The 26999-nt window shown below is 57.8% G+C and carries 25 protein-coding genes and 1 tRNA gene; 18 read left to right on the top strand and 8 right to left on the bottom strand.

Annotated features, from left to right (window positions below; all coding sequences use genetic code 11):
* Positions 1–5: 5 nt before the first annotated feature.
* The 14 genes from AKU79_RS09290 to AKU79_RS09225 all read left to right on the top strand — a co-directional run bounded on the left by AKU79_RS09290 (position 6) and on the right by AKU79_RS09225 (position 15161).
* Complete coding sequence (locus tag AKU79_RS09290) at positions 6–884, top strand: haloacid dehalogenase-like hydrolase (RefSeq protein ID WP_197087266.1); 879 nt, start codon at positions 6–8, stop codon at positions 882–884.
* On the top strand, positions 881–1873 hold the full coding sequence (locus AKU79_RS09285; protein WP_050523304.1) for a glycosyltransferase: 993 nt from the start codon (positions 881–883) through the stop codon (positions 1871–1873). Before AKU79_RS09290 ends, AKU79_RS09285 begins: the two co-directional genes overlap by 4 nt.
* Positions 1870–3744, top strand: coding sequence for a glycosyltransferase (locus tag AKU79_RS09280; protein WP_050523303.1), 1875 nt, complete (start codon positions 1870–1872; stop codon positions 3742–3744). Before AKU79_RS09285 ends, AKU79_RS09280 begins: the two co-directional genes overlap by 4 nt.
* 13 nt (positions 3745–3757) lie before the next feature.
* Positions 3758–4852: a hypothetical protein gene (locus tag AKU79_RS09275; RefSeq protein ID WP_050523302.1), complete on the top strand. Its 1095-nt coding sequence runs from the start codon at positions 3758–3760 to the stop codon at positions 4850–4852.
* On the top strand, positions 4839–5729 hold the full coding sequence (locus tag AKU79_RS09270) for a glycosyltransferase (RefSeq protein WP_050523301.1): 891 nt from the start codon (positions 4839–4841) through the stop codon (positions 5727–5729). Before AKU79_RS09275 ends, AKU79_RS09270 begins: the two co-directional genes overlap by 14 nt.
* Positions 5722–7200, top strand: coding sequence for an O-antigen ligase family protein (locus AKU79_RS09265; protein WP_050523300.1), 1479 nt, complete (start codon positions 5722–5724; stop codon positions 7198–7200). Before AKU79_RS09270 ends, AKU79_RS09265 begins: the two co-directional genes overlap by 8 nt.
* Positions 7197–8525 (top strand): lipopolysaccharide biosynthesis protein, encoded by a 1329-nt coding sequence (locus tag AKU79_RS09260; RefSeq protein ID WP_156209620.1) that lies wholly within the window; start codon positions 7197–7199, stop codon positions 8523–8525. Before AKU79_RS09265 ends, AKU79_RS09260 begins: the two co-directional genes overlap by 4 nt.
* A 299-nt stretch (positions 8526–8824) precedes the next feature.
* Positions 8825–9616, top strand: coding sequence for an SPOR domain-containing protein (locus tag AKU79_RS09255; RefSeq protein WP_231580137.1), 792 nt, complete (start codon positions 8825–8827; stop codon positions 9614–9616).
* Between the two features lie 72 nt (positions 9617–9688).
* Positions 9689–10843 carry a D-alanyl-D-alanine carboxypeptidase family protein gene (locus AKU79_RS09250; protein ID WP_050523297.1) on the top strand — a complete coding sequence of 385 codons (1155 nt, stop codon included), beginning with the start codon at positions 9689–9691 and terminating at the stop codon, positions 10841–10843.
* A complete protein-coding gene (gene tmk, locus AKU79_RS09245; RefSeq protein WP_231580136.1) occupies positions 10824–11492 on the top strand; it encodes a dTMP kinase in 669 nt (222 codons plus the stop codon). Before AKU79_RS09250 ends, tmk begins: the two co-directional genes overlap by 20 nt.
* Positions 11489–12628 carry a DNA polymerase III subunit delta' gene (locus AKU79_RS09240; RefSeq protein ID WP_050523296.1) on the top strand — a complete coding sequence of 380 codons (1140 nt, stop codon included), beginning with the start codon at positions 11489–11491 and terminating at the stop codon, positions 12626–12628. Before tmk ends, AKU79_RS09240 begins: the two co-directional genes overlap by 4 nt.
* A 3-nt stretch (positions 12629–12631) precedes the next feature.
* On the top strand, positions 12632–13426 hold the full coding sequence (locus tag AKU79_RS09235) for a TatD family hydrolase (RefSeq protein WP_050523295.1): 795 nt from the start codon (positions 12632–12634) through the stop codon (positions 13424–13426).
* Entirely contained in the window at positions 13423–14229 is an 807-nt protein-coding gene (locus AKU79_RS09230; RefSeq protein WP_050523294.1) for an MBL fold metallo-hydrolase, read from the top strand. Before AKU79_RS09235 ends, AKU79_RS09230 begins: the two co-directional genes overlap by 4 nt.
* A complete protein-coding gene (locus AKU79_RS09225; RefSeq protein WP_050523293.1) occupies positions 14226–15161 on the top strand; it encodes an AEC family transporter in 936 nt (311 codons plus the stop codon). The genes AKU79_RS09230 and AKU79_RS09225 overlap by 4 nt, the downstream gene beginning before the upstream one ends.
* A 74-nt stretch (positions 15162–15235) precedes the next feature.
* Here AKU79_RS09225 and AKU79_RS09220 read toward each other — a convergent pair whose 3' ends face one another.
* From AKU79_RS09220 to AKU79_RS09195, 6 genes are all read right to left on the bottom strand, one after another.
* Positions 15236–16147: an ABC transporter permease gene (locus AKU79_RS09220; RefSeq protein ID WP_050523292.1), complete on the bottom strand. Its 912-nt coding sequence runs from the start codon at positions 16145–16147 to the stop codon at positions 15236–15238.
* 6 nt (positions 16148–16153) lie between these two features.
* Complete coding sequence (locus tag AKU79_RS09215; protein ID WP_050523291.1) at positions 16154–17416, bottom strand: ABC transporter permease; 1263 nt, start codon at positions 17414–17416, stop codon at positions 16154–16156.
* A 93-nt stretch (positions 17417–17509) separates the two neighbouring features.
* On the bottom strand, positions 17510–18583 hold the full coding sequence (locus AKU79_RS09210) for an ABC transporter substrate-binding protein (RefSeq protein WP_050523500.1): 1074 nt from the start codon (positions 18581–18583) through the stop codon (positions 17510–17512).
* Between the two features lie 73 nt (positions 18584–18656).
* Positions 18657–19757 (bottom strand): ABC transporter ATP-binding protein, encoded by a 1101-nt coding sequence (locus AKU79_RS09205; protein WP_050523290.1) that lies wholly within the window; start codon positions 19755–19757, stop codon positions 18657–18659.
* 347 nt (positions 19758–20104) lie between these two features.
* Positions 20105–20191: transfer RNA gene (locus tag AKU79_RS09200), tRNA-Leu, on the bottom strand.
* A gap of 147 nt (positions 20192–20338) precedes the next feature.
* Entirely contained in the window at positions 20339–21703 is a 1365-nt protein-coding gene (locus tag AKU79_RS09195) for a peptidoglycan-binding domain-containing protein (RefSeq protein ID WP_082223986.1), read from the bottom strand.
* Positions 21704–21829: 126 nt separating this feature from the next.
* Here AKU79_RS09195 and lipB point away from each other — a divergent pair, with 126 nt between their 5' ends.
* Positions 21830–22513: a lipoyl(octanoyl) transferase LipB gene (lipB, locus tag AKU79_RS09190; protein WP_050523499.1), complete on the top strand. Its 684-nt coding sequence runs from the start codon at positions 21830–21832 to the stop codon at positions 22511–22513.
* A gap of 11 nt (positions 22514–22524) precedes the next feature.
* Here the strand turns inward: lipB and AKU79_RS09185 are convergent, their stop codons facing one another.
* Together AKU79_RS09185 and AKU79_RS09180 are read right to left on the bottom strand one after the other, a co-directional pair.
* The gene (locus tag AKU79_RS09185) at positions 22525–23349 is read right to left on the bottom strand and encodes a helix-turn-helix domain-containing protein (protein ID WP_050523288.1); all 825 of its coding nucleotides are present in this window, start codon (positions 23347–23349) and stop codon (positions 22525–22527) included.
* Between the two features lie 105 nt (positions 23350–23454).
* Complete coding sequence (locus AKU79_RS09180; protein WP_156209618.1) at positions 23455–23688, bottom strand: hypothetical protein; 234 nt, start codon at positions 23686–23688, stop codon at positions 23455–23457.
* A gap of 361 nt (positions 23689–24049) precedes the next feature.
* Between AKU79_RS09180 and AKU79_RS09175 the strand changes: the two genes are divergently transcribed.
* From AKU79_RS09175 to AKU79_RS09165, 3 genes are all read left to right on the top strand, one after another.
* Positions 24050–24469 carry a c-type cytochrome gene (locus tag AKU79_RS09175; RefSeq protein ID WP_050523286.1) on the top strand — a complete coding sequence of 140 codons (420 nt, stop codon included), beginning with the start codon at positions 24050–24052 and terminating at the stop codon, positions 24467–24469.
* A gap of 157 nt (positions 24470–24626) precedes the next feature.
* On the top strand, positions 24627–26300 hold the full coding sequence (locus AKU79_RS09170) for a cytochrome c oxidase subunit I (RefSeq protein ID WP_050523285.1): 1674 nt from the start codon (positions 24627–24629) through the stop codon (positions 26298–26300).
* A 108-nt stretch (positions 26301–26408) separates the two neighbouring features.
* Positions 26409–26897, top strand: coding sequence for a DUF2244 domain-containing protein (locus AKU79_RS09165; protein WP_050523498.1), 489 nt, complete (start codon positions 26409–26411; stop codon positions 26895–26897).
* Positions 26898–26999 lie beyond the last annotated feature (102 nt).

The raw sequence follows: 26999 nt of genomic DNA, 5'->3' as shown, positions 1-26999 counted from the left end.
GCGATTTGGACGGAACGCTGGTTCTGGACAATTCGTTTCACGTCTTCCTTGTCACTGCTTGGGCAAAGGGCAGTCTTGGCCAGCGCATTTCGCTTGGCCTTCGGTTTCTGGCACGCAGCGCGGGGCGGTTATCGGGCGGCCATGCGGGCCTGAAAAAGCGGGTTCTGATCTGGTTTTCGCGCCAGCCGCAAACGTGGCAGGACAGCGTTGTACAGGCCACGCTTTGCCGCCTGAATGCCACCTTGTCGCAGCCCGTGCTGGCCGCCCTTGATGCCTATAGGGCCAGCGGCGCCCAGATCGTTCTGGCCACCGCCGCACCCGATGTCTATGCCCGCGCTTTGGCCGAACAGATCGGCGCAACCGATTGTTTGGCCACGCCTTTCCCCGCCGGTCGCGATTGGCAGGAATTGCTTGCCGGGCGCAAAGCTGCGGCCTGTTCGGCTTGGCTAGGACCACAAGCGTCTTATGTGATCGCGCTGACGGACCACATAGATGACCTTGCGCTGTTGCGTCTTGCAGATGAGGCTGTGATCGTCGGACCAAGCACAGGGGTCAGCGCGTTTCAAAAGCTCTTGGCCAGCGAATCCGTCATATTGCACCATATCGATACAGATACAGGCCAAACCAACGGCGGCTATTGGCTTTGGTTTGATGACCGTCCGAGCGGCCCACATGACCATTGGGAAATCAGAACCATTCTTAGCAAGCACCGCTATGCCCGGATTTACCAAGGCAACGGCCAATGGCGCAGAATTGGCCCCGGCATGCCGCTATTGCCTGCTGTGCAGCGGCGCGATTGCCCGCGCCCCCCCACATCGCGTCAACGGCTGTTGATTCAGATGAACCGGCGCGTTCGGCGTGATTGGCTGAGGATATTTCATTGACCCAAAGCCCCCCGATCACAGTTGTCGCCGAGTATTACGAGACCCCCGCCGAGGGTATCAACGTGGTGTCGAAAACCTTGATCGACGATTTGCGCGCGGCTGGGCGGAAAGTGCGGTTAGTGCCGCCGTCACATCTGTTGTTGCATCTGCCGCGACTGCTGATGTCCCCCACCGCGACGACGGTTTTTACGCACGGACCGGGGCCGCGCACCGTGTTGGCAAGCCTTATCCTGCGAATTTTCTCGTCAACCCGTATCGTTTGGCTGGCCACGCGCCCCGATCTTGCACGCTGCCCACGTTGGCTAATGGGTAGGCGCACGGCCCATGCGGTGATCTGCAACCGCTTGCGCGCCGATCTGGAAACCGTTGCTTGTGACGCCGCAATGATCGAACAACCTATCGGCATTCCGCCCGAACGCCTGAAAAGCAAAGGCGCGACAAGATGGCCAGAGCTGCGGGCGCCAGACCTTGCCGGGCGCAAAGTGCCGATTGCGGTGCATGTCGGCCATTTGCGCCGAACGCGCGGGCTTGACCGGTTAATCGAGGCCAAGGCCAAACTGGGCGACCGCATTGAAATTGTCGTCGTCGCCAGCCCCTATTTTGAACCCGAAGATAGCCTTCTCAACGACTTGCAAGCCGCGGGCATTTGGATTGATCGCGGGTTTGTCGCCTCTATCGCCGAGGTTTACCATTCTGCCGACCTCTATCTGTTTCCACCGCCGCCGCAGTCGCAAGGCGCTATTGAACTACCGCTCAGCGTGCTTGAGGCGGTTTCTTGTGGCCTGCCCGTCGTTACAACGCCTTTCGGCGCCCTGCCCGAGGCGCTGGCCGGGGTTGCAGGGGTACATTTTGCAGAGGGCGACGCCTTTGCACAATCGGTCGAGGACGTGATTTGCAGCGGCCTAACCGATCGCCCGCAAGGCCTGCCCGACAGATTGAACGCCCATCATATCACTGCCCGCCTGCTTGCATTCGAGCAAACCCGATGACGCAGCATCTGATCTGCATCATCGGGACGGATGGCAGCGGCAAAACCAGCCTTGCCGAGGCTGTCGTGTCGGCCCTTGGCGCGCGCGGCGGCACGGCCCGGATGGTCTGGCTTGGCGCCGAAAGCTTTGTGATGGCCCCGGTGCGCAGAATACTGAAACTGGCTTGGGCACGGCGCGGCGCAATCAAAACAGGCCTGCCAAGGCCCGGGACCGCCTCGCAGCGCGTCGATTACGCCGCCGAGATCGCCCGCAAAACGGCGCTTGCGGCAAAATATGCTTGGGCGGTAAAGCTGTATCTGGCGTTGGTTTGGGCAGATTACCGGCTGCAAATCGCGGTAAAACGCTGGCGGTCGCGCGGCGCAACCACAATTGTCGCAGACCGCTATCTGTTTGATGTTGTTATAAATGTCGGGCTGACTTTGGGGTGGCCCCCTGAAAAAGTTGTGGCACTTGCGCAAAGCTGGCTGGCCAAACTGCCGCTACCGCAGGTCCGCGTGTTTTTGCGCGTCGCCCCCGAGGTCTCGGTTCAGCGCAAGAATGATATTTTCGACATCGACTATCTGCGCCTGCGCTTTCGCTATTACGAGGCGATTGCCCAGGCTTTCGGCTTTGAAACCCGTGACGGCACCCTGCCGATTGCGACCAACCGTGATTGGCTGCTGGCCCGGATTGACGCCGAAACCAATCGCCCGCTGGTGATCTATGTCCATGCCAATAACTCTGATATCGGCGGGGCCGATAAGGTTTTGGCAATGATGGCGCAGCACATGCGCGATTTTGGTCGGCCTGATGGCGGCTATAGGGTTGTTGTGGCGCTCCGCCTGCAAACCTCTGTTATTGAAGAATATATACGCGCGGGCATTCCGGTCATCCACCACCCTTTCGTACGCCCGCAAGTCAGCAAAGGCGTTGTCGGCTTGCTGTGGCTCGCCCTTGCAGCGCCTGCAAGCCTTTGGTTTTTCTGGCGTCTTTTTGGGCGGGAACGCCCTGCGATTGTGCATGTGAACGACCTTTATGATTTCGTGCCCGCCTTGGCAGCGCGTATGCGGGGCATTCCGGTTGTTTGGCATCTGCGCATGATTGTAGCCCGCAACTGGATGCGGCGCGGTTTTGCCCGTGTTGTTGGGGCAGTTGCAACTATGTCCATCTCGGTCTCGCAGGCGGTGCGCGACCACTACTTTCCATACCCTATCCGGGGCCACACTGCGTTGGTGATCCATGATCTCGGCAATGCCAAACTGATCGCCGACAACCGCGACCCGACCCTTTGTGCGCCCCGCCCCACAGGCCTTGCCCCAAGCGACAAGCTGGTTCTGATGATTGGCCGAATAGAGCCGTGGAAAGGGCAGGATGTGTTCATTCAAGCCGTCACTCTCTTGCCGAGTGCATTGCGTGAGACAACGGTTTTCGCGCTGGTCGGCGGCAAGGTAGAGGCCAAAGAAACCTATCTGCAACAGGTGACAGAGGCAGCACGGGCCGCAGGCATCGTATGTCTGGGGGTGCGCAGCGATGTGCCCGATTTGCTGCGCGCGGCTGATATTTCGGTTCACGCCTCGGTCACGCCAGACCCTTTTCCCGGCGTCGTTGTCGAAAGCCTGCTTGCGGGCACGGCAACAATCGCCGCACGGGCTGGCGGCGCGGTTGAAATGATTACGGATGGCACCCACGGCTTGTTAACCGCGCCAGGCGATGGCCCGGCCCTTAGCCTTGCCCTGAAAGAGCTTTTGGACGCACCGCACACCCCACGTCAAAGGTTCGGCACAACCGCCCGACAACGCGCACTATCACTGGTGGACGCGCTGGTCGTTGATGCGGCCATAGACAGCACTTACCGCAATGCCATGAACAATGCACGAGACCGCAAAGCTTGAAAGTCGATACAACATGATGACAAAATCCGCAGCTTCGCGGCTTATCTTTCAAACCATTGGCTGGCCGATCGGCGCAGGCACAGTGACGCCGCAGGCTGACATGTTAGAGGATGCGACCGAATTCGCCTTTAAAAGCCGCGTTGGTTTGTTGTTTCTGGATGAATGCGTCAATCGCGGCGTGGCGCTTGGCCCCAAAGCGTTGGAATTGCACGGCTCGCTTATGGCGCGGCGGCGTGAAACCGACCGCGTTGTGGTAAAACTGGCCCGCAAGCTGGATGAGGTGGCAAAAGGCGATTGGGTTTTGTTCAAATCGATCAAACCTTTTGCCTCTACCCCGAATGATACCGACTGGTTCCCGTTTGAGGCGCGCCGCCATCAGGAATTGGTCGATCACCTCTGCGCGCCAAACGGCGGGTTTAAGTGGATGGAAACCGCCCCCCGCCAAACCACCTTGATCGAAGAAGGCGGCACCGGCCTGACCGACACCACCAAAAAGGGCGGCGTCTATTACATTGACTGCTATGTCGCGCCCTCTACCGATTATTTCATCTACCTTGACCCCCGCCGTATGCGCAATTTCACGGAAACCATCGACATTGAAGGCTATAAAATCCCGATTTTGCAACCACATGCCGAAATGACGGCGATGATGTTTCACACTGTCTTCCCCGAAAAAAGCTTTACCATCGAGGCCTATTATCTGGTCAAACGCTATCTTGACCTGATGGAAGAGCGCGGCACGCTGGATGCCTTTGTCGATATGTGCCGCGATCAAAAGGTAGAATATGCCTGCGCGGTTAATCTTGTGCTAACGCGCGGCATTGATCTGGCGCAATTCGGCCAAACCGACCCGCGCATCACCCGCATTCTTGCAAAACTGGGCCATGCTGATCTTGTGGTCCAAGGCTTTGATCCGGCGGGGGCTTTCCCTTACGAGCTGCCAGCCAAGGTGTTCTGGTGGGCCTTTCTGTCCAAGCAGCGCGACCGCACCTCGTTTCTGTCCACGCTGAAACAGTTTGCCCATATGCTGAACCCGATCTTTTTTGCCGACGTCCTGCGCATTGTCTATCGCCGCACGATCCGCGGGGGCGTTTATGAACAAAACTAACCCCGAACAGCCGCGCTTTGGCATCGTCATCCCGGTGCGGATGATGCCGGATGAGTTGCCCGGCGCCATTGATTCCATTCTGAGCCAAGAGATCAACGGCCGCCGCGTGAACGCAGCTGGCGCAAACGATGTGGCGGTGATGGTGGTGGTCGATGATATCGACCCCGAAACCCGCGCGGTGCTTGATGGTTACGGCGATGCCATTCGCTGGGTTGAAGGCGATAAACGCAAACAGGCCGGCGCGGTGAACAAAGGCTTTGGCCTTGTTGGCGGCGAAATCATCAAATGGCTAAACGCCGATGACCGCCTGCTGCCCGGCGCGCTAGAGGCCGTTGACCGCGCATTTCACGATCAGCCCGCCGCCGATTTCGTCTATGGCGACATCGTGTTTCTAAACGCAAAAGGCCAGTTCGCGGGCGAACATCTGGAACCCGCCTATTCGCCCTTTGTTGTGCTTTACGGCCACAACCTGTTTGCCGACCCGGCCTGTTTTTGGCGGCGCAGTCTGCATGACAAAATCGGCCCGATTGCCGAAGATACGCGCTTTTCGCTTGATTATGAATTCTGGGTCAGGCTGGTGCGCCATAAAGTCAATGTGGCCCAAATCCGCCTGCGGCTTGCGGCATTCAAGGTGACGGGCGACAACATGTCGGTCGTCAATCATGCGGCCATGCGGCTGGAACATTTTGATGCCATGGCCCGCCATTATCCGGCATGGGCCCGCCTGCCCTGCAGTTTGCGCAACTGGCTTTTGGCGCGGCTTTTATTTGTGGCGCGCGTCATCAAGCGCCTGCGCAGCCGGTTGGAACGTGGCCCATCGCGATCGAACAGCTTTGTGCGTTTGATGGCCGAACCACCCCAAGCCGGCCATGACTGACCCTGCCGCAGCCGCCCAGCGCCTTGCGTTTGATGGCTTGGCCTTTGGCTGGGCGCTCGCGCTGGCTTTTTCGGCGAAACTGGTCGCGTTTTCGGGATCTGCCGCGATAACACTCGGGTGGGAATTGCTGGTCTTGTTCCTGATACCGCTGTTTCTGCCACTGCGTTTTCTGGTCATTTCCGTACTTGCCGCGATAATATTTCTGGATGCTTCGCTTTGGTTTCGCCAAGGCGCGTTTATCACCAACACGATTTACGAGTCGCCGGGTGCCTGGATTAAACCGCCTGAACTGCTGTTTGCCGCGCTGACAATTCGGGTTTTGCACATGCGCGACCTGCCCAAGGGCTTGCCGCAATCGATAAAGCTTGCCGTCGCGGGCTTTATGCTTTTTATCTTGATTGGCGGCGCAACTGCGCTGTTCTACGGCACGGCTTTGGCCGAGATTCTGACCTTTTCCGAGATCCGCTCGCCCCTAATCATGGTTATTGGCTTGGTTTTGCTTGCCCCCTTGGCGCGGCTGAACCCGCAGTTTTTCTGTGATGCCATCGGCAGCCTGTTGCTGGCGCATTTTGCCATAAGCCTGCTGTCTTGGGGGGCTGGGTTTTCTATTCTCTGGCAAAGCTATGCGTCGAATTACGCGGGCAGCACCGCCGCCTTTTTTGGCGGAGACGAATCCGTGATGGTGTATCTGCTGGGTCAGGCGCTTGCCTTGGGCGTCATTTTGTCAAAACAGCCCAAGCAGCTTTCGCGTTTTGGTCGCTGGTTTTGGTGGCTGGTGGCGGCCGTGGCCACCTTTGCCTTGCTTGCGTCACTGCGGCGCGGCGGTGTGTTAGGCTCGACGATCCTGCTGCTCTTTGTGTTTTCGCTTTCCGGTTTTGGCAGCAAACAGCGCATGGCGACATTTCTGTTTGTTTCCCTGCCCTTTGTTGCAGCTTTCGCCATGCAATCGGGCGTGGCAGAGGCCCTGCTTGCGCGTTTTGCGGGCCAAGGCACAGTTGCCGTTTCAGACTTTGGGCGCGAAACCGATGTGATACAGGCCCGCGCTTATATAGCCGAGCATTTCTGGTTCGGATCGGGGGCGGCGACCAAGCTTGCGCTGCTGCGCACGCAGGCCTATGGCGTGGCCGAATCCTTGTCGATACACCATGCGATCTATCACATCTGGGTGCGGTTTGGCGTGTTTGGCGCGGGGTTTTATGCGCTGCTGTTCGGTTTGCCTTTTGTACATGCGCTAAAGGCGTTTTGGCGTTCCGGCAAAGCGGGCGGCAACACGGCTTATGTACCGCTGACCATCAGCATGTCAGGCCTGATCGTGGCGCTTTATGTTTGGGGCCTGCATATCCCCGCGATTTTCATCAACTTTCGCCAAGCCGGCGTTTGGATTATTGCCACCACGCTGATCTATGCCACCACTTGGCCAGTAAAACCAGTTCTGGCCGATACATCCTGCCCTGCTGAAAGGGCCGAATGATGCGCGCCATCATCAAAGGCGCCTCGGCGGCGTTTCTGGCGCGTGTAGCGTTTACGATTGCCAGTTTCGCCATTACGTCGATCACCGCGCAGACCTATGGCGCATCAACTGTGGGCATCGTCGCCTCGCTGACCGCGATCATGACATTTGGCGGGATATTGGCGGGTTTTGGCACGACAAGCAGCCTGAATTTCTTTGTAGCGACGCAGCTTCAACATGGCTCGGTTCTGGCGGCGCGGCGCAGCTATTACCGCATAATCAGGATCTGCTTGTGTGGCTCTGGCGTCATTGGGCTGGCCCTTTGGCTTTTCCCCGACCCGATTGGCAACATTCTAAGGGACGGCATAGCAGGCACGCCCACGTGGTTGCTGCTAGGCATCGCGATTGTCGGGGTACCGCTGCGGCTGTTTTCGGAATTGACCGGGTTGGCGCTGCGGGCGCTGGAAAACATCCCCGCTTTCGCAGCCCTGATCGTGCTGCCGTCGGTGCTGAACCTTGCTTTGCTGGGGGTCGGCGTGCAACTGGGGGGCGGGCCAATGGTTGCACTCTGGGCATTGCTTGGCGGCTTGGGCGTTTCGGCGCTGCTGGGCTTTGCCTGGGTTGAACGCCACCTGCGCCGCATCGCCGATGGCACCCCCGAACGGCCGGGCGCAAGCGCGTCCGAAATTCTGCACCACTCGGCCCCGATGCTGTTTTCCACCATTGGCGCCTATGTTGTCACCGGTATTGGGCTGCTGATTACCCCAATTTTGGCCGATCATGCAGCTACAGGGCAGTTGGCAATCGCGCTGCGGCTGGCCACGACGACCTCTTTCGTGCTGATGTCGATCAACGCTATCACCACCCCGATGTTCGCCCGCCTGCATGCCGCAGGCGATCAGGATGAACTGGTGCGTTTAGCCCGCCGCACCTCTTGTTTGATGTTTTGGGCCGTGATGCCGCTGATTGTTGCGCTTATCGCCTTTGGCCGCCCGCTGATAGTGCTGGCCTTTGGCCCCGCGTTTGCACCGGCCTATCTGCCGATGGTGATCATGCTGTCGGGCCAGTTGGTGAACACGATCACCGGCCCTTCGGATTTTTTGATGAACATGGCCCGCATGCAAAAGCCCTTGCGCAACATCATCATCCCTAGCGCAGTTTTGGCGACGATTTCCAGCATTCTGCTGATCCCGACACTGGGCGCCACCGGCGCAGCCATTGCATATGCGGCAAGCCTGACCTGCTGGAACCTTGCCAGCGCTTGCTACCTAAGGCGTAAATTTGGCGTCTGGATCGCCTATGTGCCGTTGTTGACGCCTGCCCGAACACAGCGGCCGGTCGTCTGATCAACCTGCAGCACGGGCATTCCGGCACGTGCACCATTGGCACCCGCGCCCGCTTTGGCATTTTGCTTGCCAATTTCCGCCGAATGCCGGGCCGGCACTTCCCACCGGGGCAGCACCACTATATGATACGACAAAGAGAATTACGCCTCTCGGGCAGCGGGCCATCAGTTTGATGGCAAAAAAACAAGCGCGACACAGAATTCGCGCAGCAGTAAGGGCTAAGAATGGTACGGGCAACATTTAAGACGATTTTACTGGTATCGGCCGCAACTATTGGCCTTTCCGCGTGCCAAAGTGGCATGAACCCCTTTAAAAGCAACGATAATCCCGACTCGACCCAAGACAGCGCCCCTGCCGAAACCTCGGTGCGGCTGGTTGATCGTGATGTCGAGGCGCCGCAGGTTTTTCAGGTTACGGATGAGGCGCTTTGGGATGGCCGACCGTCGCTTGGGGGCGTTTGGGTCGCATCACCCGATGCCAAAGACCCCGAGCGCGTTATTCTGCGCAACCCGACAAATGGCAAATTTGTGATCGGTGCCCTGTTCCGGCGTGAACGTTTGAACCCCGGTCCTGCCTTACAGATTTCATCTGATGCCGCTGCCGCCTTGGATATTCTGGCAGGCAATCCGACCAAGCTGAACGTAACCGCCTTGCGCCGCGAAGAGGCCAAAGCCGAAACGCCAGATGCCGCACGCCCGATCCTTGACGCCAATGAGGCCGTGCAAACATCGTCATTGGGCGCGGTTACCGCGGCAGGGGCTGCGCTCGATAAGGTCGATGCACAGCCTATAACAAATACCGCCTCGGCAACCCCCACGGCCACGCCCGCAGCAAAACCGGCGCAACAGCCGGCTGCGGCAAGCGGAAAGGCCATGATCCAGATCGGCATTTTCAGCGTCGAAGCCAACGCCAACCGCGCCGCCAGCACGTTGACGAAGGCTGGCATCGCAGCCAGCGTAACCAAAGACAGCAGCCAAGGCAAAACCTTCTGGCGTGTCACTGCAGGCCCCGCGCCGTCAAATGCACGTGATGCGACATTGACCAAGGTCAAAGGGTTGGGCTTTACTGACGCCTATTATCTTTCGCGCTAATCCCCCCAAGGACCCGCCGCCAAACATAGCCGCCCTGAAACTTCGCGGATTTGAGAATTGAAGGAGCCACCCATGTTATTCAAACGCTTTTTATGCGTGCTTGCCCTATTGCCGTTCATCGGGCAGGCGCAGGCCTTTGAAACGCGGGCCAAGGCTGCCTGGGTCTATGACATGGCAACCCAAACGGTGTTGATGGATAAAAACGCCGACGAATCCTTGCCGCCTGCGTCGATGTCCAAGCTGATGACGCTGAACATGCTGTTTGAGGCGCTGCGCGACGGGCGCGTGTCAATGGAAACGACGTTCAACGTCTCGACCCGCGCCAAGGATATGGCCGGCTCAACCATGTTCTTGAACGAACGTGACCGCCCCACAGTGCGTGATCTGATCCATGGGATCATCATCAATTCGGGCAATGACGCCTGTGTTGTCGTCGCCGAAGGGCTTGCCGGCACAGAAGAGGCCTTTGCCCGCCAAATGACAGAACGCGCCAGCGCTTTGGGAATGACCAACTCGCAATTCGCCAATGCCTCTGGTTGGCCTGATCCGGGGCAGCGCATGTCGATGCGCGACCTTGGCATTCTGGCGCTGCGCCTGATTACCGAATTCCCGGAATATTACCCGATCTTCTCCGAGACCGAATTCAACTACGCCGATCGCGCCCCCGCCAACCGCCACAACCGCAACCCAATGCTGAAACTGGGCGGCGGCGCTGATGGCATGAAAACCGGCCACACCGAAGAGGCAGGCTATGGCCTTGTCGGCTCGGCCAAGCAAGGCGACCGCCGCGTGATCTTTGTGCTGTCCGGCATGGCCTCGGAAAACGAACGGGCCGAGGAAGCTGACCGTATGATGAGCTGGGCTTTTCGCCAGTTCGTTTTGAAAACGGTGGTTAAAGCCGGCGATCCGATCACCGAGGCTGACGTTTGGCTGGGGTCTGTCAAATCCGTAGGGTTGGTCGCGTCGCAAGATGTGGCAATGCTGGTCCCGGCGATTGTGCAAGATGGGGTTAAGGCCGAGGTACGCTATACCGGCCCGCTGAAAGCCCCTTTTGCGGCAGGGGCCGAGGTTGGCGAGTTGATCATCACCGTGCCCGAATTGCCCGAACGCCGCATCCCCTTGCTGACCCAATCCGCCGTTGGCCAGGCCGGCTTTTTGCAGCATTTACAACAAGCGGCGCTGGTTTTGCAAAAACGCTTTCTAACCGATGCCGAACCGGCCACATAATATGGCTGCGACTGATCTGACCAAGGCGGGGCTTTTCATCAGCTTTGAAGGCATCGACGGCTCGGGCAAAAGCACGCAGGCGCGTTTGCTGGCCGAGGCGTTGCGCGGGCTGGGTCACAGCGTTTTGCTGACGCGTGAACCCGGTGGCAGCCCGGGCGCCGAAGATATCCGCCGTCTTGTGCTGGAAGGCGACCCTGATCGCTGGTCGCCCGAAACCGAGATATTGCTGTTCACCGCCGCCCGCCGTGACCATCTGGAAAAAACCATCCGCCCCGCCATTGCGCGTGGCGAGGTGGTGATCACCGACCGCTTTGCCGATAGCACCCGCATGTACCAAGGCATTCGCCGTGGCACAGGGGCCGATTTGAGGGCGATGGTCGATGACTTGCACAGCCGCATGATTGGCGTTGAACCCGACCTGACGATCCTGATCGATATTGACGCCGAAACCGGACATTCCCGCGCCATCGCGCGTGCAGGCTCGGAATTGCGGTTCGAAGATATGGGCACCGCCATGCAGGCTCGTATGCGCGACGGCTTTCTTGCCCTCGCCGCCGCGCACCCCCGCTTTGCCGTGATCGACGGCGCGGGTGACCCCGCCGCCATCGCCGCCGATGTCTTGGCCGCAGCCATGGCCAAACTGGCATGAGCCGCGCACCCAAAGTCGCCCTTGAGGACCGCCCCGAACCCGACCGGGTGACAGGTGCGCCGCATCCGCGCGAAACCACCACCCTGATTGGCCGCCACAAAGCCGAGGCCGCATTCCTTGATGCCTACCGCGCGGGCAAGCTGCACCACGGCTGGATGATCACTGGCCCGCTTGGGCTTGGCAAGGCAACGCTGGCATGGAAAATCGCGCGCTTTCTGCTGGCCACGCCCGAAGATGACGGCGGCATGTTCGCCCCCGAACCGCCGGAAACCCTTGATATTCCCGCCGATCACCCAGTCTCGCACCGGCTTGCCGCACTGTCCGAGCCGCGCCTGTTTTTGCTGCGCCGTGCCTGGGATGATACCGCCCGCAAGCTGAAATCCATGATCACCGTGGATGAGGTGCGCAAGCTGAAAAACTATTTCTCGCTGTCCTCGGCCGATGGTGGCCGCCGCGTGGCAATCATCGACGCGGTGGATGAAATGAACACCGCCGCCGCGAACGCGCTGCTAAAACTGCTGGAAGAACCGCCGCCGAATGTGACCTTGCTGCTGATCAGCCACCAGCCATCCAAACTGCTGCCCACCATCCGCTCGCGCTGCCGCGAGCTGCGACTGGCCCCTTTGAATGCCGCTGATATGGCAACAGCCTTGGCTGTGACGGGTGACGCCCCCGAAAACCCCGTGCCCTTGGCCGAGCTTTCGGGCGGGTCTGTGGGCGAAGCAATCCGGATTATGAGCCTTGACGGGATGAAGCTTTATGCAGGGCTGGTTTCGCTGTTTGCCACCATGCCACGGTTGGACCGGGGCCGCGCGCAGGCCCTTGCCGAAATCGGTGCAGGCCGTGGCAATGAGGAAAAATTCGACCTGCTGCTCATGCTGATCGACCTGTTTCTGGCCCGCCTTGCCCGCGCAGGCACGCTTGGCTATTGCCCCCCCGAGGCCGCCCCGGGCGAGGCCGAACTGATTGCCCGCCTGTCACCCACCCCCGATGCCGCCCGCCGCTGGGCCGATCTGGCCCAAGGTTTGGCCAACCGCGCGCGTCGTGGCCGGGCCGTAAACCTTGACCCTGCCGCGCTTCTCATGGATATGGTTCTACAGATAGATCAGACGGCGGGAATGCTCGCCCAGAGGTGAGCCATGACCAACCCTGTGCAAATCGTAGACAGCCACTGCCATCTCGACTTCCCCGATTTTGAGGGCGAGCTGCCCGAGATTATCGCCCGCGCCCATGCCGCCGGCGTGACCCGCATGGTCACAATCTGCACCAAGTTGAAAAACGAACCCGCCGTCCGCGCGATTGCCGAGGCAAACCCGTCGGTGTTTTACGCCGCAGGCACCCACCCGATGAGCGTGGCAACCGAGCCGATGGCAACCGTCGACCAGCTCGTCGCCCTTGCCCAGCATCCGAAATTTATAGGCATTGGCGAGTCCGGGCTTGATTACCACTATACCGCCGAAAGTGCAGCCATGCAGCGCGAAAGCCTGCGCATCCATATCACCGCAGCGCGCGAAACCAAACTGCCGCTGATCATTCATGCCCGCGCCGCCGATGATGATATGGCCGAGATTTTGGCCGATGAGCACCGCAAAGGCGCCTATACCTGCGTCATGCACTGCTTTTCGTCCAGCGCCGAACTGGGGCGCGCGGCGCTCGACTTAGGGTTCTACTTATCGATGTCAGGCATCGCGGCCTTTCCCAAATCGGGCGATCTGCGCGACATCTTTGCCGCCGCCCCGCTGGACCGGATTTTGCTGGAAACCGACAGCCCCTATCTTGCACCCCCACCCCATCGCGGCCGACGCAATGAACCCGCCTACACGGCCCACACTGCCAAGGTCGGGGCCGAGGTTTTTGGCATGGCGCTACCCGATTTCGCGGCCGCCACCTGCGCCAATTTCGACCGTTTGTTCTGGAAAGCCAAAGCAGCATGACCGCGAAACTCCGCTTTACCATTCTTGGCTGTGGCTCTTCCGGCGGGGTGCCGCGCTTGGGTGGGCTTTGGGGCGACTGTGACCCGAAAAACCCGAAAAACCGCCGCCGCCGCTGTTCCATGCTGGTCGAACGCGTGACCGATGCGGGCATCACCCGCGTGCTGATCGATTGCTCGCCTGATATGCGCGAACAATTGCTGGATGCGGGTGTTGGTACATTGGACGGCGTGTTGTTTACCCACGCCCATGCCGACCACACGCATGGCATCGATGACCTGCGCCAGATTGTTTTCAACATGCACGGGCGCTTGCCGGTCTGGGCCGATACATCCACGCAAACCGCCTTGCGCAACCGCTTTGCATATGTGTTTTCGCAGCTTCCCGGTTCGCCCTACCCCCCGATCCTTGATCTGCACCTGTTGGACGGGCCGGTCACTGTGACAGGCAAAGGCGGCGATCTGGTGTTGCAGCCTTTCGTTGTTGATCACGGCTCTATGGATGCGCTTGGCTTTCGGGTTGGCGGCCTGGCGTATGTGCCCGATGTCGTGGCAATTCCGGATAAGGCGTGGAAAATGCTGGATGGGCTAGAGGTTTGGGTGGTTGACGCCCTGCGCCGCAAGCCGCATCCAACCCACGCGCATCTTGACCTTACACTGGAATGGATCGCCCGTGCGGCCCCCAAACAGGCGGTGCTGACGAATATGCATATCGACCTTGATTACGCGACGGTCGAGGCCGAGACGCCGCCCCATATCACCCCCGCCTTTGATGGCATGATCCTAGAGATTGACGCACCCGTATGAATGCCCTGCTAGACGTCATCCTGCCGGTTTTCCTGATTATCGGTGCGGGCTATTTCGCAGCATGGCGCAAGATCGTAGACGCTGCAGCGGTTAATGGCATCATGCGCTTTGCCCAGAATTTTGCCGTGCCGGTTTTGCTGTTTCGATCGGTTAGCAAGCTTGATCTGGCCCAAAGCTATGACCCTGCGCTGTTGATCAGTTTTTATAGCGGCGCCTTGGCAGCGGGGGCCTTGGGGTATTTCGGCGCGCGGCTTTTGTTTGACCGCTCACCTGCCGATGCTGTTGCGATTGCTTTCGTCGCCAGCTTTTCCAACTCGTTGCTACTAGGCCTGCCAATCACCGAACGCGCCTATGGCGCCGAGGCTTTGGCGGGAAACTATGCGATTATTTCCATCCATTCGCCGGTTCTTTACGGTATCGGGATCACATTGATGGAAATCGTGCGCAGCCGTGGCGAAGGACTTGCCAAGGCGGCATTGGCGCAGCGGGTTCTGAAATCGATCTTTACCCAACCTTTGGTAATCGGCATCTTGTGCGGCTTTGCCGTCAACCTGACAGGGTTGCCTTTGCCGGGCGTCGTCACCTCGGCGGTGGATATGATGGTCAAGGCGGCGATTCCTGCAGCCTTGTTCGGGTTGGGCGGCGTTTTGCTGCGCTACAGGCCCGAAGGCGATATGAAAACCATCGCCTATCTTAGCCTGCTGACCTTGATTATTCACCCGGCGATCACCTTTGGGTTGGGCCACGCATTGGGCCTGAACACCGATCAGATGCGCTCGGCCGTGATAACGGCAGCAATGGCGCCGGGCGTAAATGCGTTTTTGTTTGCCAATATGTATGGCGTGGCAAAACGGGTTGCGGCCTCGACCGTTTTGCTGGCCACTGCGGGCACGATCATCACGGCTTGGGGTTGGCTGCATGTCTTGCCGTAATTGGCGGGACGGGCCTTAAAAAAGGCCGGGGCAGAACGCTGCACCGGCCCTATCTCTGGAATGTTTAGCGCGGTTTATGACGGCGTAACCCCGCGCAGACGTTCAGACCGGCGGCGCAGCAATTCGACCACAGTCAACAAGCAGATAGAGAAGATCACAAGGATCGTCGCCACAGCCAGAATCGAGGGGCTGATTTGCTCGCGGATACCGTTCCACATCTGGCGCGGAATGGTTTGTTGTTCGTGGCTACCAACGAACAGCACCACAACAACCTCGTCAAATGAGGTCACAAAGGCGAACAAGCCACCCGAAACAACGCCGGGGGTGATTAGCGGCAGTTGCACTTTAAAGAAGGTGGTTACAGGCCCCGCACCCATGTTTTGCGCGGCACGGATCAGGCTGCGGTCAAACCCCATCATCGTGGCCGTTACCGTGATGATAACAAAGGGAATACCCAATGTCGCATGCGCCATGATCAGGCCGAAATAGGTGCCCGACAGCCCGATGTCCGAGTAAAAGAAAAACAGGCCCGTAGCGGTAATGATGATCGGCACGATCATAGGCGAAATGAGGATCGCCATGATCAGCTTGCGAAACGGCATTTCAGGGCGCGACAGGCCCATCGCGGCGATGGTGCCCAAAACCGTGGCAACGATTGTCGCAAAGAACCCGACGATGATCGAATTTTTCGCCGCCTGCACCCATTTCGCATTGTGCCACACATCCGACCACCAGCTGCTATCACGCAAGGCATCGGGGGCTGACATGCCAAAGGTCAGCAGGTTGTCATACCAGCGCAACGAATAGGCGTCAGGGTCTAGCCGCAGCATTTCGGGGCTAAAGGTAAAATACGGCTGATAGTTGAACGACAGCGGCATGATGATCAGGATAGGCGCAATCAGAAAGATAAAGATCAGCGCACAGATCACGCGGTATGAGTAGTACCATGCGCGCTCAAGCGGGTCTGCGTAAATAGGAAGTGCCATATATAGTTACCCCAACTTCATATTGTCGATGCCGATGATCCGGTCGTAAGCCCAGTAAAGGATGAGCACGGCAACCAGGAGCATCCCTGCCAATGCGGCAGCCAGCGACCAGTTCAGCGATTTTTGCATGTGGAAGGCGATCTGGTTGGAAATCAGCGTACCATCTGCACCACCAACCAAGGCCGGCGTGATGTAATAGCCAACGGCCAGAATAAAACACAAAATGCCCCCTGCCCCGATGCCCGAAATGGTTTGCGGCAGGTAAATACGGCGGAAGGTGGTCCAGCTGGTGGCACCCAGGCTGCGCGCAGCGCGGGCATAAGATGGCGGAATGGTCTTCATCACCGAATAGAGCGGCAAGATCATGAACGGCAGCAGAATATGTGTCATCGCAATGATCGTACCGGTCTGGTTATACATCATCTCCAGACGGCCGCCATCAGACACGATATGCAGCCAGACCAGAAGATCGTTAATAACCCCTTGGGTTTGCAGCAAAACCATCCAGCTTGTCGTCCGCACCAAAAGCGAGGTCCAGAATGGCAAGAGTACAAGGATCATCAGCAAGCTGGCATGGCGCAGCGGCAAGATCGCCAGCAAATGCGCGATAGGAAAGCCCAAAAGCAGGCACAAACCGGTGATGACAATCGACATCACAAAAGTACGGATGAACAGCTTTACGTAAATCTGGGTGTTTTCGGGGGCTGCTTCAAATTCACCATCGGCGCCGATCTGGCGATCCAATGCCGCTTGATAAAAGTTAAGCGTCGCCGGGGCCGAGGCCGAGCGCATGGCCGCCCAAAGATCGGCGCGCGCCCATTGCGGGTCTAGCGCAAGGATGGCCTCTTTAAAGGGGGGCTCAAGGTTTCTGGCTTTGCGGGCCGCGGATGTAAACAGTGACCGCGTGCCGGGAAGTTCGTAGTTGATGCGCGTACCGACGTTGCCGGCGCTACGGTCTTCGGCCGAGGTTTTCAGATCGGCCGCAAGGGCGGCATAGGCGGCCTCATCTGGTGCCGCTTTGCCATTGGCATCAAACCATTTGCCCAGTTCCACCATATTGGCCGAGAATTTATCATCGGTAAAGGAACGCGACAGCATCTGCCCGATAGGCACAGCAAATGTCAGCAAAATAAAGACCAAAAGCGGCACAACCAAAAGGAAGGCGCGGATACGTGCGCGACGTGAGGCTGTCGCCAAAGCGGTTTTTAGCGGAATACCGTCAACCGTGCGCAGCACATCGTTCTGGTTGGGAATATCGGGAGAGGCCATGGCGATTTGGTCCTGTCGGTTGGATATTTATGCGCCCTCTGGCGGGGCTTTGGGGTAAAGGGGCGCCGATGGGCGCCCCTTTGATTTGTTAAATCAGTTCAGCAACCAAGAGTTGAAACGCTCGTTCAACTGGGTGTCATGGTCAGCCCAGAACTCAAAGTCGGATGCCAAAGCATTGGTCAGGTTGGCAGCACTTGTCGGCATGTAAGGTGCCATTTCGGTTTTGCCATCTTCGTACAGACCAACCAATGGGCCAGACGATTTACGTGCAGGACCGTAAGCGATGTACTTTGCCTGATCAGCCAAACGCTGGGTGCCAGTAGCATAAGCGATGAACTGCATCGCTACGTCTTTGTTCTTGGCACCTTTTGGAACTGCCAACACGTCATATTCATACACCTGGCCATCCCAAACAGATTCGAACGGCTTGCCTTCAGCTACTGCCGCAGCAAAGATACGGCCGTTATAGGCGGTCGACATGGAAACTTCGCCATCGGCCAACAGCTGTGGAGGCTGCGCGCCGGCTTCCCACCAAACAGTGTCTGCCTTGATTTTATCAAGCATTGCAAAGGCTTTGTCTACGCCGGCATCAGTTTCCAAAGTGGCATAAACATCAGCCGCTGGCACACCGTCAGCCATCAAAGCCATTTCAAGGTTCGCCTTGGCACCTTTGCGCAGGCCGCGCTTGCCAGGGAACTTCTGGATGTCAAAGAAATCGGCCATCGTCTTTGGGCCACCGTTAGGGAATTTGGTGGTGTCATAGGCATACATGGTCGAGAACACGATCGTTGCAGCCGAGCAATCGGTCACAGCGCCGGGCAGAAAGTCGTCCATCGCAGGGGTGCCATCAGCGCCATCAGGCAGGATTGCCGGATCAAGCGTTTCCAGCAGGCCTTCGTCGCACAGGCGGATCGCGTCGGCATATTCGATATCAACCACGTCAACGGTGACGTTGTTCGCCTCAACCATGGCTTTCACCGGTGTCGCAGGGTTGTCAGCGTCAACCATCGTCGTCTTGATGCCGGTTTCAGCGGTAAACGGCTTCAGATAGGCTTCGGTCTGACTTTTGCCATAGGCGCCGCCCCAAGACATCAGCACGACTTCTTGTGCAGACGCACCAAAGGCAAAAGTGCTAAGCGCTGTGGACAGGATAAGTAGTTTTTTCATAGGGCATTCTCCTTGTTGAACTTTTTTTATGGTTTCGGCCGCACGAGCAGAACCCGCCGGGCGACCAAAGGTTTTAAGGCTGAAGGGCGCGCGCGTCGGCGGGCGACCATCCAATCTTAATCTTTTCGCCGGGGCGCAGCATGGTTTGCCCCTGCGTGTTGCGCGATTTGATCACGAAATCATCGTGACCGGCCACGCGCAGCCGGGTGCGGAACAGATCACCCATATAGATGAATTCCAGCACTTCGGCTTCAATCATATGTGCGCCCGACGGCATCATTTCGGGCTTGAACTCAACGCGCTCGGGCCGGATGGAAACAAGTGTTTTCTCACCCTTCTTGGTCACGTTAACTGGTGTCGCGGCGATCAGCTCGCCAGTGGTCAGCCGCACTTCGGCTTGATTGCCGGAAATGCTTTCGACCACGCCTTCCAGTTTGTTGTTTTCACCGATGAACTGCGCGACAAAGGCGTTGTCGGGGCGTTCATACAGCTCATTCGGCGGGGCAAGCTGCTGGATGCGGCCATCGTTGAACACGGCAACGCGGTCAGACATTGTCAGCGCCTCGCCCTGGTCGTGGGTTACATACACCACAGTGATGCCAAGGCTTTCATGCAAATGCTTGATTTCAAACTGCATATGCTCGCGCAGCTGCTTGTCCAGCGCGCCAAGCGGTTCATCCATCAGCACAAGGCTGGGGTCGAACACCAAGGCGCGGGCCAATGCGATACGCTGCTGTTGGCCACCCGACAGCTGGGCAGGGCGGCGGTTGATGAAGTCATACATCTGCACCATATCAAGGGCGCGTTTGACCTTGGTTTCGCGCTCATCCTTGCCCATGCCGCGCACTTCCAGCGGAAAGGACAGGTTTTCGCCGACGGTCATATGCGGGAACAGCGCGTAGTTTTGAAACACCATCCCGATACCACGCTTATGCGGCGGTACCGTGTTGATCGGACGGCCATCAAGGCGAATATCGCCGCTGGTCGCCGTTTCAAACCCTGCCAACATCATGAGGCATGTGGTTTTGCCCGAACCCGATGGCCCAAGCATTGTCAAAAACTCGCCCTTACCAATTGAAAGGTTAAGATCTTTGACAACTAGTGTTTCCCCGTCATAGCTTTTTTGCACATGATCGAAGACGACGAAACCGTCGTTCTGGGGTTGTTTAACCACCCTTATCTCCCTGATCGTTCCGGCAGGTGACCTGCACTTTCATTTCTTATGACTAAAGCGATATGTCAGGCATATTGCAACAGTTTCAATTTCAAAGAGGCAATTTTTGCGCAAATGCAGGAAAATCGGGGCATTAACCGGCGTTTCACAGGGAACTTGCCTTTCTCAAGGCAGTTTTCTGGCAAATCGGGCGTGGTCCCGTGTTGCCGTCTCCTATTTCCAGAGACCTGTTTCGCGACCCGAGCGATTCTGTCCCAAGCAATTTTGGGCATTTTGCGGCGGCCGCAATTACACAAAACCGCGATACGCGGCGCGCAAGCCATGCCAAAGACAGGAGTTGGGTCAAGTGGTGCGGTCGGGGGGACTCGAACCCCCACTCCGGTTAAAGAACAGCGACCTCAACGCTGCGCGTCTACCAATTCCGCCACGACCGCACGATCTTGACTGGCCGCGTCTTAGCGAAGGCTTGCGCAGACCTCAAGATCAATTCTGCACTGAACGGCAGAATGATTGCGACAATAGTAAACCGCCGCGCCAAACCGTTGGACTAAACCGCCAGGAATACCCCCGGCGGTGTCTGGTTACGGGTTAGAGGTGCCTGCGGCTGTGGCCCCTGGCAGGGCAAAGCTTGGCAGAGCCGACGCAGGCACTGGCATGCCGGGTGCAGCCGCCCCTGGCATCGGGCGACCTGCAACCGTATAGGCCGCCTGCCGGATCAACGCCGTACGGTCCGTCATACCGGGTGCAAACACCTGCAACGTGCCATCGGTGCCGGCTGCAAAGCTTTGTTCAAACCAAGGCAAGGCAAGATCGGCCCGCTGTGCCGCGCCGATACCGGCAGCCAAATGATGGCCCGGCAATTCGGCATAAGCCGTTTCACCAACGGCAACCAGGATCAACGCCGAACCAATCGCGACATCCATATTGTCAGTGACATAGCCGACACCAAGGCAAATCTTGGCCGTTCCCGCCAGTTGCGCCGGTGCCATGCCCGATGCCAGCACAAAGCTGGACACGCCTTGCAGCACTTCTTCACGAGACCGCAGTGAGATTGCCGCGACCTGATCTTTCAGCACCGGACCAAAGCCTTCGCATTGCTGGGCGATTTGCTGCGGCGTAAAGCCCGAAACCTTGGCGGCCAGCTCTTCGCCCTGCGCAATGGCATAGGTGCGGGCAAGGCAGAACTGCTCTGACAGCGTAAAGGCCGGATCGGTCATATTGGCCTGCGTGACAAAACCGCCGTTGGAATTGGTCAGCAAAGACACTTTGTTGCATTGGCTGGCCAAGGATACTTTGGTTGCCCCCTGCCCCAAGAACGATGGCAAAGCCGCTGGCGCAGCCGGGGCGCCGAATTGGGGCACAGCAGCCGCCACAGCCGAGCTTCCTGCCGCTACCGTAGCCGTTTGCGGTGCTGCAGGGGCTGCCTCTGGTGCCGCAGCCATTTCACCTGCGGGCGGCGTTATCCCGAGTTTTTCATCGCGATAGGTAATCAGCAGCCCCATAGTGCCGCGCGGATCGCGGGCGACCTGTTGGGCCGTCAGCGGCCCGCCGGCCTGCGCGCGGTAATAGGACTGAATCAGGAAATCCTTTTCCCAGCCGTTCAGATTGCCCGTTGGCGCATAGCCGAGATGCGCCTGAAACTGGCTGATTGCACCGCGCGACCGCGGGCCGATTGACCCGTCAGGCGTGCCCACCGGAAATCCAAAATAATTCAGCGCAACTTGCACTTCGCGGTTTTCGGCCCGCTGACTGCTGGAAACGGTTGACCGTGTGGTGGTCCTGCGCTGCGTGGTCGCACGGCGGTTGCTATTCGCGCCGTTGACAATTGCACCGCCGATAATGCCGCCAATAATACCACCGACCAATCCGTCACCCGCCTGCGATTCCAGAGGTGTGATGATAAGAGCCGTGGCAATTAACGATGTAGAAATGCTTTTGAATATCATTTGAAAACTCCGCATCTAGGGAATAGATCGACTCAATGTAATAAAACGGTATCACGCAAGCGTGTTTTGACCAAGTTTTTTGGCCCGAACGGCATGCGGGTGCCTAAGGCCGCGAAGGGGCGAGCGATGGAAAACGCATCAAAGGCAGAACTAACAGCACTTGAGTGGCGGGTACTGGACGGTTTGGCCCCCTATGCCGAAACCTTGGCCGCGATGGAGGCACGTGTGGCCGGGATCGCCGCCGGAACGGCGCCCGAGGCGGTTTGGTTGCTAGAGCATCCGCCGCTTTACACGGCCGGCACCAGTGCCAAGGCCGAAGATCTGGTGCAGCCCGACCGCTTTGCGGTGCATGTGGCAGGGCGCGGCGGGCAGTATACCTATCACGGGCCGGGCCAGCGCGTTGCCTATGTGATGCTTGACCTGAACAAACGCGGCCGCGACGTGCGCAAATTCGTTTGTGCTTTGGAAAACTGGGTTATCAAGACCTTGGCCGAGTTTAATGTAAAGGGTGAACGCCGTCAGGGCCGGGTTGGTGTGTGGGTGGTGCGCCCCGACCGCAAAGGCCCCGACGGGCAGCCCGCCGAAGATAAAATCGCGGCGATCGGGGTAAAGCTGCGCAAATGGGTCAGCTTTCACGGCATCTCTATCAATGTCGAACCCGATCTGGGCCATTTTTCGGGCATTGTTCCTTGCGGCATTTCCGATCATGGCGTGACCAGCTTGGTCGACCTTGGCTTGCCCGTCACGATGGATGATCTGGATGTCGCGCTGCGGCAACAGTTTGAGGCGGTATTCGGCGCAACCTCCTGACGCAATTCGGATCAGTTCAGCGGCTGCTCGATGATGCCCAGAATCATCGGCTCTACCTCTTCCGGCGTCATAAAGACTTTGCGGCGGCGATAGGCCATGACGCCAGAAAACCCGCCGGTAATCGGCTCGATATAGATGCGCACGATCCGGGCGCGCCCGACCAGTTCGGTGCGGCCATTGGTGCTGAATCCGGTCAGCGCGCGGGTGCCATTGGCGTGAAAAAATGGCGCCACAAAGATATGGGAAACGCTCATTGCGGGCGGGCTGTGAAATACCACCATCGAGATACCATCGGCCTGCCCCAGAACCATCCCGCGATACTGGCGAAGCGGCGCAGGCATTGTGCCGTTTGAGATGAGCTTGTCATCATAACACCGCATTACACGGGCCTTACCCAAAGTTTTCACCAGAAACAAAAGATTGGCGTAACAATTTGGAAAGGTTAATGATTTTCGCACCACACGGTAAAACCCATCGGGCAATGCCTCGGGGGTTTGAAAATAATCCTGGGTCGGGCACGCAAAGCTGATCGCCGCATTCATCGCCGGATTCCCACCCTGCCCCGCGACCGCAGCCGTGCGCATTTCGAATAAGAGCGTATCAGTCAGGGGTTCGGTCAGGATACGGGCATCGACCTCAAAATAGTTGCAAATCTGTTTCAAGATATGCGGTTTGGGAAAGGATTCGCCGCGCAGATAGCGTTGGAATTGCACCTTGGAAATATCAAGCTCATTGGCTGCCTTGGCCAAAGTCCCGCGCTGTTGCGCCAGCTTACGCAAGTTACTGCCGAAATTACCCAAGACTGACATGAAGCCCATCACAAACCGTGCAACCATACGGTAGCGTAGTTAGACTTATTTACAATACCATGCTTGCAAAGCATTGGGTCCAAGGGCGTCAAAAACAGCCCTGCCCCCCAAACAGCGACACCTTGCCACGCGTTAGCGTTTCACCAACGCAGGCCAAGCATTTGCATCGGCAAAATCCGACGGGCTTTGCGCCAATCTGTCAAGGCTTGCGGCAACAAGCATCAAATGCGCCACTTTTTGCTGCGATTGAAACCCGGCTTGCGCATAGGCGACTTCTTCAACCAAACGTGCAGCCAGCTTCAGCTTGTCCACGCTGCGAAGCGGTGAATCGGTTTGTGTCATATATTGTTCATCTACAGTTTGCATATCGCGCCACTTTTTCTTGCAATGATCTTCTTGCGAAACACCGTGGCAATCATGCTTGGTCCCCGAAATCCGCTCTAACACAGCCAAATTTCCCCAACGAGCCTCAAAATACACGCCAAGGCTGCAGAAATGAGGCCTTTTGCTGAAATGTCACACTTTTGGGTTGCAATGCCCAAGCTTGATTCGCCTTACGCATACCGCCCCGATTGAACCTGTCGCGATAGGTTGCTATTATCCACGCGACGGCTTGACCTATGTCAATTGGCCAGACTTGGGCCTATGATACTGCAATGCGTTGAATGGCCGTGCGCCCCTTGGCCGTTGCGGCGTGGACCAACTACGAAACAAACGAGGACTGACAATGAAACTTAGCCTTATCACAACCGCTGCCCTTCTTGCTTTGACCGCGCCTGCCTTTGCCGGCGACGCCGCAAATGGCGAAAAAGAGTTCAAGAAATGCAAAGCCTGTCATGCAATTGTTGCAGACGATGGCACCGAAATCGTTAAAGGCGGCAAAGTTGGCCCCAACCTTTACGGCGTTGTCGGCCGTGCCGCAGGTGGTGTCGCAGATTTCAAATATTCGGACGTGATGAAAGAATCCGGCGCAAAAGGCCTGATCTGGGATGAGGCAACATTGGCAGCATACCTGCCCGATCCATCCACGTTCCTCGAAGAGTTTTCGGGCGATGCGAAGGGCAAATCCAAAATGACCTTCAAGCTGAAAAAAGGCGGCGAGGATGTTGCGGCCTATCTTGCCTCGGTTGGTCCTGCGGCGAAATAATCAAAAAAAATGTGGCTTTGACGCCGTTTTATTTGATCTGCGTCAAAGTCAGCAATTGCCGCCGCCGCTTGGGCATTCTAGAACATGAATGCAAGTGGCGGCGGGAATCTCTTTTTTTCCCGTGCGCTGGAAATTAAACGCTAACGGGAGGGCAGGCATGGCCGACGCAGCCATTCATGGCCACGAACATGACGAACGCGGGTTCTTTACTCGCTGGTTTATGTCAACCAATCACAAAGATATTGGTATTTTGTACCTGTTTACCGGCGGCCTTGTTGGCCTGATTTCGGTAATTTTCACTGTCTACATGCGGATGGAACTGATGCACCCCGGTGTTCAGTACATGTGTATGGAAGGCTCGCGGTTTTTCGCTGCCGGTGCAGGTGATACCTGTACGCCAAACGGCCACCTGTGGAACGTGATCATCACGGCACACGGCATCTTGATGATGTTCTTCGTGGTTATCCCTGCCCTGTTCGGCGGCTTTGGCAACTATTTCATGCCATTGCAGATCGGCGCGCCGGATATGGCGTTCCCGCGCATGAACAACCTGTCCTATTGGATGTATGTTGCAGGCACCTCGCTGGCTGTGGCCTCGGTTTTGTCGCCAGGCGGCAATGACCAGTTGGGGTCTGGCGTGGGTTGGGTTCTGTACCCGCCACTGTCAACCAATGAAGGCGGCTACTCGATGGATCTCGCGATTTTCGCGGTTCACCTGTCGGGCGCGTCGTCGATTTTGGGCGCGATCAACATGATCACCACCTTCCTGAACATGCGCGCGCCGGGGATGACCCTGCACAAAGTGCCTCTGTTCGCATGGTCGATCTTTGTAACCTCGTGGTTGATTCTGCTGTCCTTGCCGGTTCTGGCAGGCGCGATCACCATGTTGCTGACAGACCGCAACTTTGGCACCACCTTCTTCCAGGCAGCTGGCGGCGGTGACCCGATCTTGTATCAGCACATCTTGTGGTTCTTTGGCCACCCAGAGGTGTACATCATCATCCTGCCGGGCTTTGGTATCATTTCGCAAGTTGTTGCGACCTTCTCGCGCAAGCCGGTATTTGGTTACCTGCCAATGGTTTACGCGATGGTGGCGATTGGTGTTCTGGGCTTTGTTGTCTGGGCGCACCACATGTACACTGTCGGCATGTCGCTGACCCAGCAGTCCTATTTCATGCTGGCAACCATGGTGATCGCGGTGCCAACAGGCATCAAGATCTTCTCGTGGATTGCGACCATGTGGGGCGGCTCGCTTGACATGAAAACCCCGATGTACTGGGCATTCGGCTTCATCTTCCTGTTCACAGTTGGCGGCGTTACCGGCGTTGTTCTGTCGCAGGCAGGCGTAGACCGTGTGTACCATGACACCTACTATGTGATTGCACACTTCCACTACGTGATGTCGCTTGGTGCGGTGTTTGCAATTTTCGCGGGTATCTACTTCTGGATCGGCAAAATGTCGGGCCGTCAATACCCCGAATGGGCTGGCAAGCTGCACTTCTGGATGATGTTCATCGGTGCAAACCTGACCTTCTTCCCGCAGCACTTCCTTGGCCGTCAAGGCATGCCGCGCCGCTATATCGACTATCCCGAGGCATTCGCCTACTGGAACTTCTGGTCGAGCCTTGGTGCGTTCCTGTCCTTTGCGTCCTTCGTGTTCTTTATCGGGATCGTTTTTTACACGCTGCGCTACGGCAAGCGCGTGACGCAAAACAACTACTGGAACGAATATGCGGACACCCTGGAATGGACCCTGCCTTGCCCGCCGCCAGAGCATACGTTCGAGCAGCTGCCAAAGCAGTCTGACTGGGATAAAGGCCACAGCCACTAACGGCCGTAGCTGACCAATCGAAAAGGGCCCCCGCAGCAATGCAGGGGCCCTTTTTCTTGGCCGGATATGCCGCTAGAATTTGCCAGCCCCCTGACCGAGAATGCCCCAATGCCCTATGAATGGATCAAAACCCCTGCCCCGATGGTGCTACAGTTGTGGCCCTATCGCTCATTGCCAAAGCGCGGGTTTGTCGTCTTTATTGGCGCCACGGCCCTTATGGTCTTGGTACCACTATTCGCCGTTATCGGCTCGATGGTTTTATGGGGGCTACTGCCGTTTTTGGTTTTGGCGGTCGGCGGAATGTATTGGGCATTGGATCGCAACTACCGCGACGCCGAGATAATCGAGACCCTGACCTTTGAACCCACGCGCCTGCGTCTGACCCGCGATGGCCCGCGCGGCAAGCATCAGGAATGGGAGGCAAACCCCCATTGGGTGCGGGTAGAGCTGTATAAAAGCTCTGGGCCGGTGCCCGAATACATCACCCTAAAGGGCGGCCCGCGCGAGGTAGAGTTGGGGGCGTTTTTATCCGAAGAAGAGCGCGTCAAACTGGCCGATGAATTGCGCCGCGCCCTTCGTGACCACAATTCTTGGTAACTGTCACACAGCTGACATATGTCTTGCATAGACTATCGGCATTCAACCGGCCAAAGACTGGCACCTAGTCCCCGCCCCAGCTTTGGCCTGTACTGTTTATTT

This window comes from Pseudorhodobacter wandonensis, from assembly GCF_001202035.1.
In the GTDB taxonomy this organism is placed as follows: Bacteria; Pseudomonadota; Alphaproteobacteria; order Rhodobacterales; family Rhodobacteraceae; genus Pseudorhodobacter; species Pseudorhodobacter wandonensis.
This window is presented reverse-complemented; position numbering and strand designations above follow the sequence as displayed.

Coding starts and splice junctions, on each gene's coding strand:
- lipB (WP_050523499.1), top strand. CDS start 21,830: ATGGAAAACGCATCAAAGGCAGAACTAACAGCACTTGAGTGGCGGGTA.
- AKU79_RS09235 (WP_050523295.1), top strand. CDS start 12,632: ATGACCAACCCTGTGCAAATCGTAGACAGCCACTGCCATCTCGACTTC.
- AKU79_RS09170 (WP_050523285.1), top strand. CDS start 24,627: ATGGCCGACGCAGCCATTCATGGCCACGAACATGACGAACGCGGGTTC.
- AKU79_RS09275 (WP_050523302.1), top strand. CDS start 3,758: ATGATGACAAAATCCGCAGCTTCGCGGCTTATCTTTCAAACCATTGGC.
- AKU79_RS09255 (WP_231580137.1), top strand. CDS start 8,825: ATGAACCCCTTTAAAAGCAACGATAATCCCGACTCGACCCAAGACAGC.
- AKU79_RS09225 (WP_050523293.1), top strand. CDS start 14,226: ATGAATGCCCTGCTAGACGTCATCCTGCCGGTTTTCCTGATTATCGGT.
- AKU79_RS09180 (WP_156209618.1), bottom strand. CDS start 23,688: ATGCAAACTGTAGATGAACAATATATGACACAAACCGATTCACCGCTT.
- AKU79_RS09260 (WP_156209620.1), top strand. CDS start 7,197: ATGATGCGCGCCATCATCAAAGGCGCCTCGGCGGCGTTTCTGGCGCGT.
- AKU79_RS09210 (WP_050523500.1), bottom strand. CDS start 18,583: ATGAAAAAACTACTTATCCTGTCCACAGCGCTTAGCACTTTTGCCTTT.
- AKU79_RS09270 (WP_050523301.1), top strand. CDS start 4,839: ATGAACAAAACTAACCCCGAACAGCCGCGCTTTGGCATCGTCATCCCG.
- AKU79_RS09240 (WP_050523296.1), top strand. CDS start 11,489: ATGAGCCGCGCACCCAAAGTCGCCCTTGAGGACCGCCCCGAACCCGAC.
- AKU79_RS09250 (WP_050523297.1), top strand. CDS start 9,689: ATGTTATTCAAACGCTTTTTATGCGTGCTTGCCCTATTGCCGTTCATC.
- AKU79_RS09165 (WP_050523498.1), top strand. CDS start 26,409: ATGCCCTATGAATGGATCAAAACCCCTGCCCCGATGGTGCTACAGTTG.
- AKU79_RS09265 (WP_050523300.1), top strand. CDS start 5,722: ATGACTGACCCTGCCGCAGCCGCCCAGCGCCTTGCGTTTGATGGCTTG.
- AKU79_RS09280 (WP_050523303.1), top strand. CDS start 1,870: ATGACGCAGCATCTGATCTGCATCATCGGGACGGATGGCAGCGGCAAA.
- AKU79_RS09220 (WP_050523292.1), bottom strand. CDS start 16,147: ATGGCACTTCCTATTTACGCAGACCCGCTTGAGCGCGCATGGTACTAC.
- tmk (WP_231580136.1), top strand. CDS start 10,824: ATGCCGAACCGGCCACATAATATGGCTGCGACTGATCTGACCAAGGCG.
- AKU79_RS09230 (WP_050523294.1), top strand. CDS start 13,423: ATGACCGCGAAACTCCGCTTTACCATTCTTGGCTGTGGCTCTTCCGGC.
- AKU79_RS09175 (WP_050523286.1), top strand. CDS start 24,050: ATGAAACTTAGCCTTATCACAACCGCTGCCCTTCTTGCTTTGACCGCG.
- AKU79_RS09215 (WP_050523291.1), bottom strand. CDS start 17,416: ATGGCCTCTCCCGATATTCCCAACCAGAACGATGTGCTGCGCACGGTT.
- AKU79_RS09195 (WP_082223986.1), bottom strand. CDS start 21,703: ATGATATTCAAAAGCATTTCTACATCGTTAATTGCCACGGCTCTTATC.
- AKU79_RS09185 (WP_050523288.1), bottom strand. CDS start 23,349: ATGGTTGCACGGTTTGTGATGGGCTTCATGTCAGTCTTGGGTAATTTC.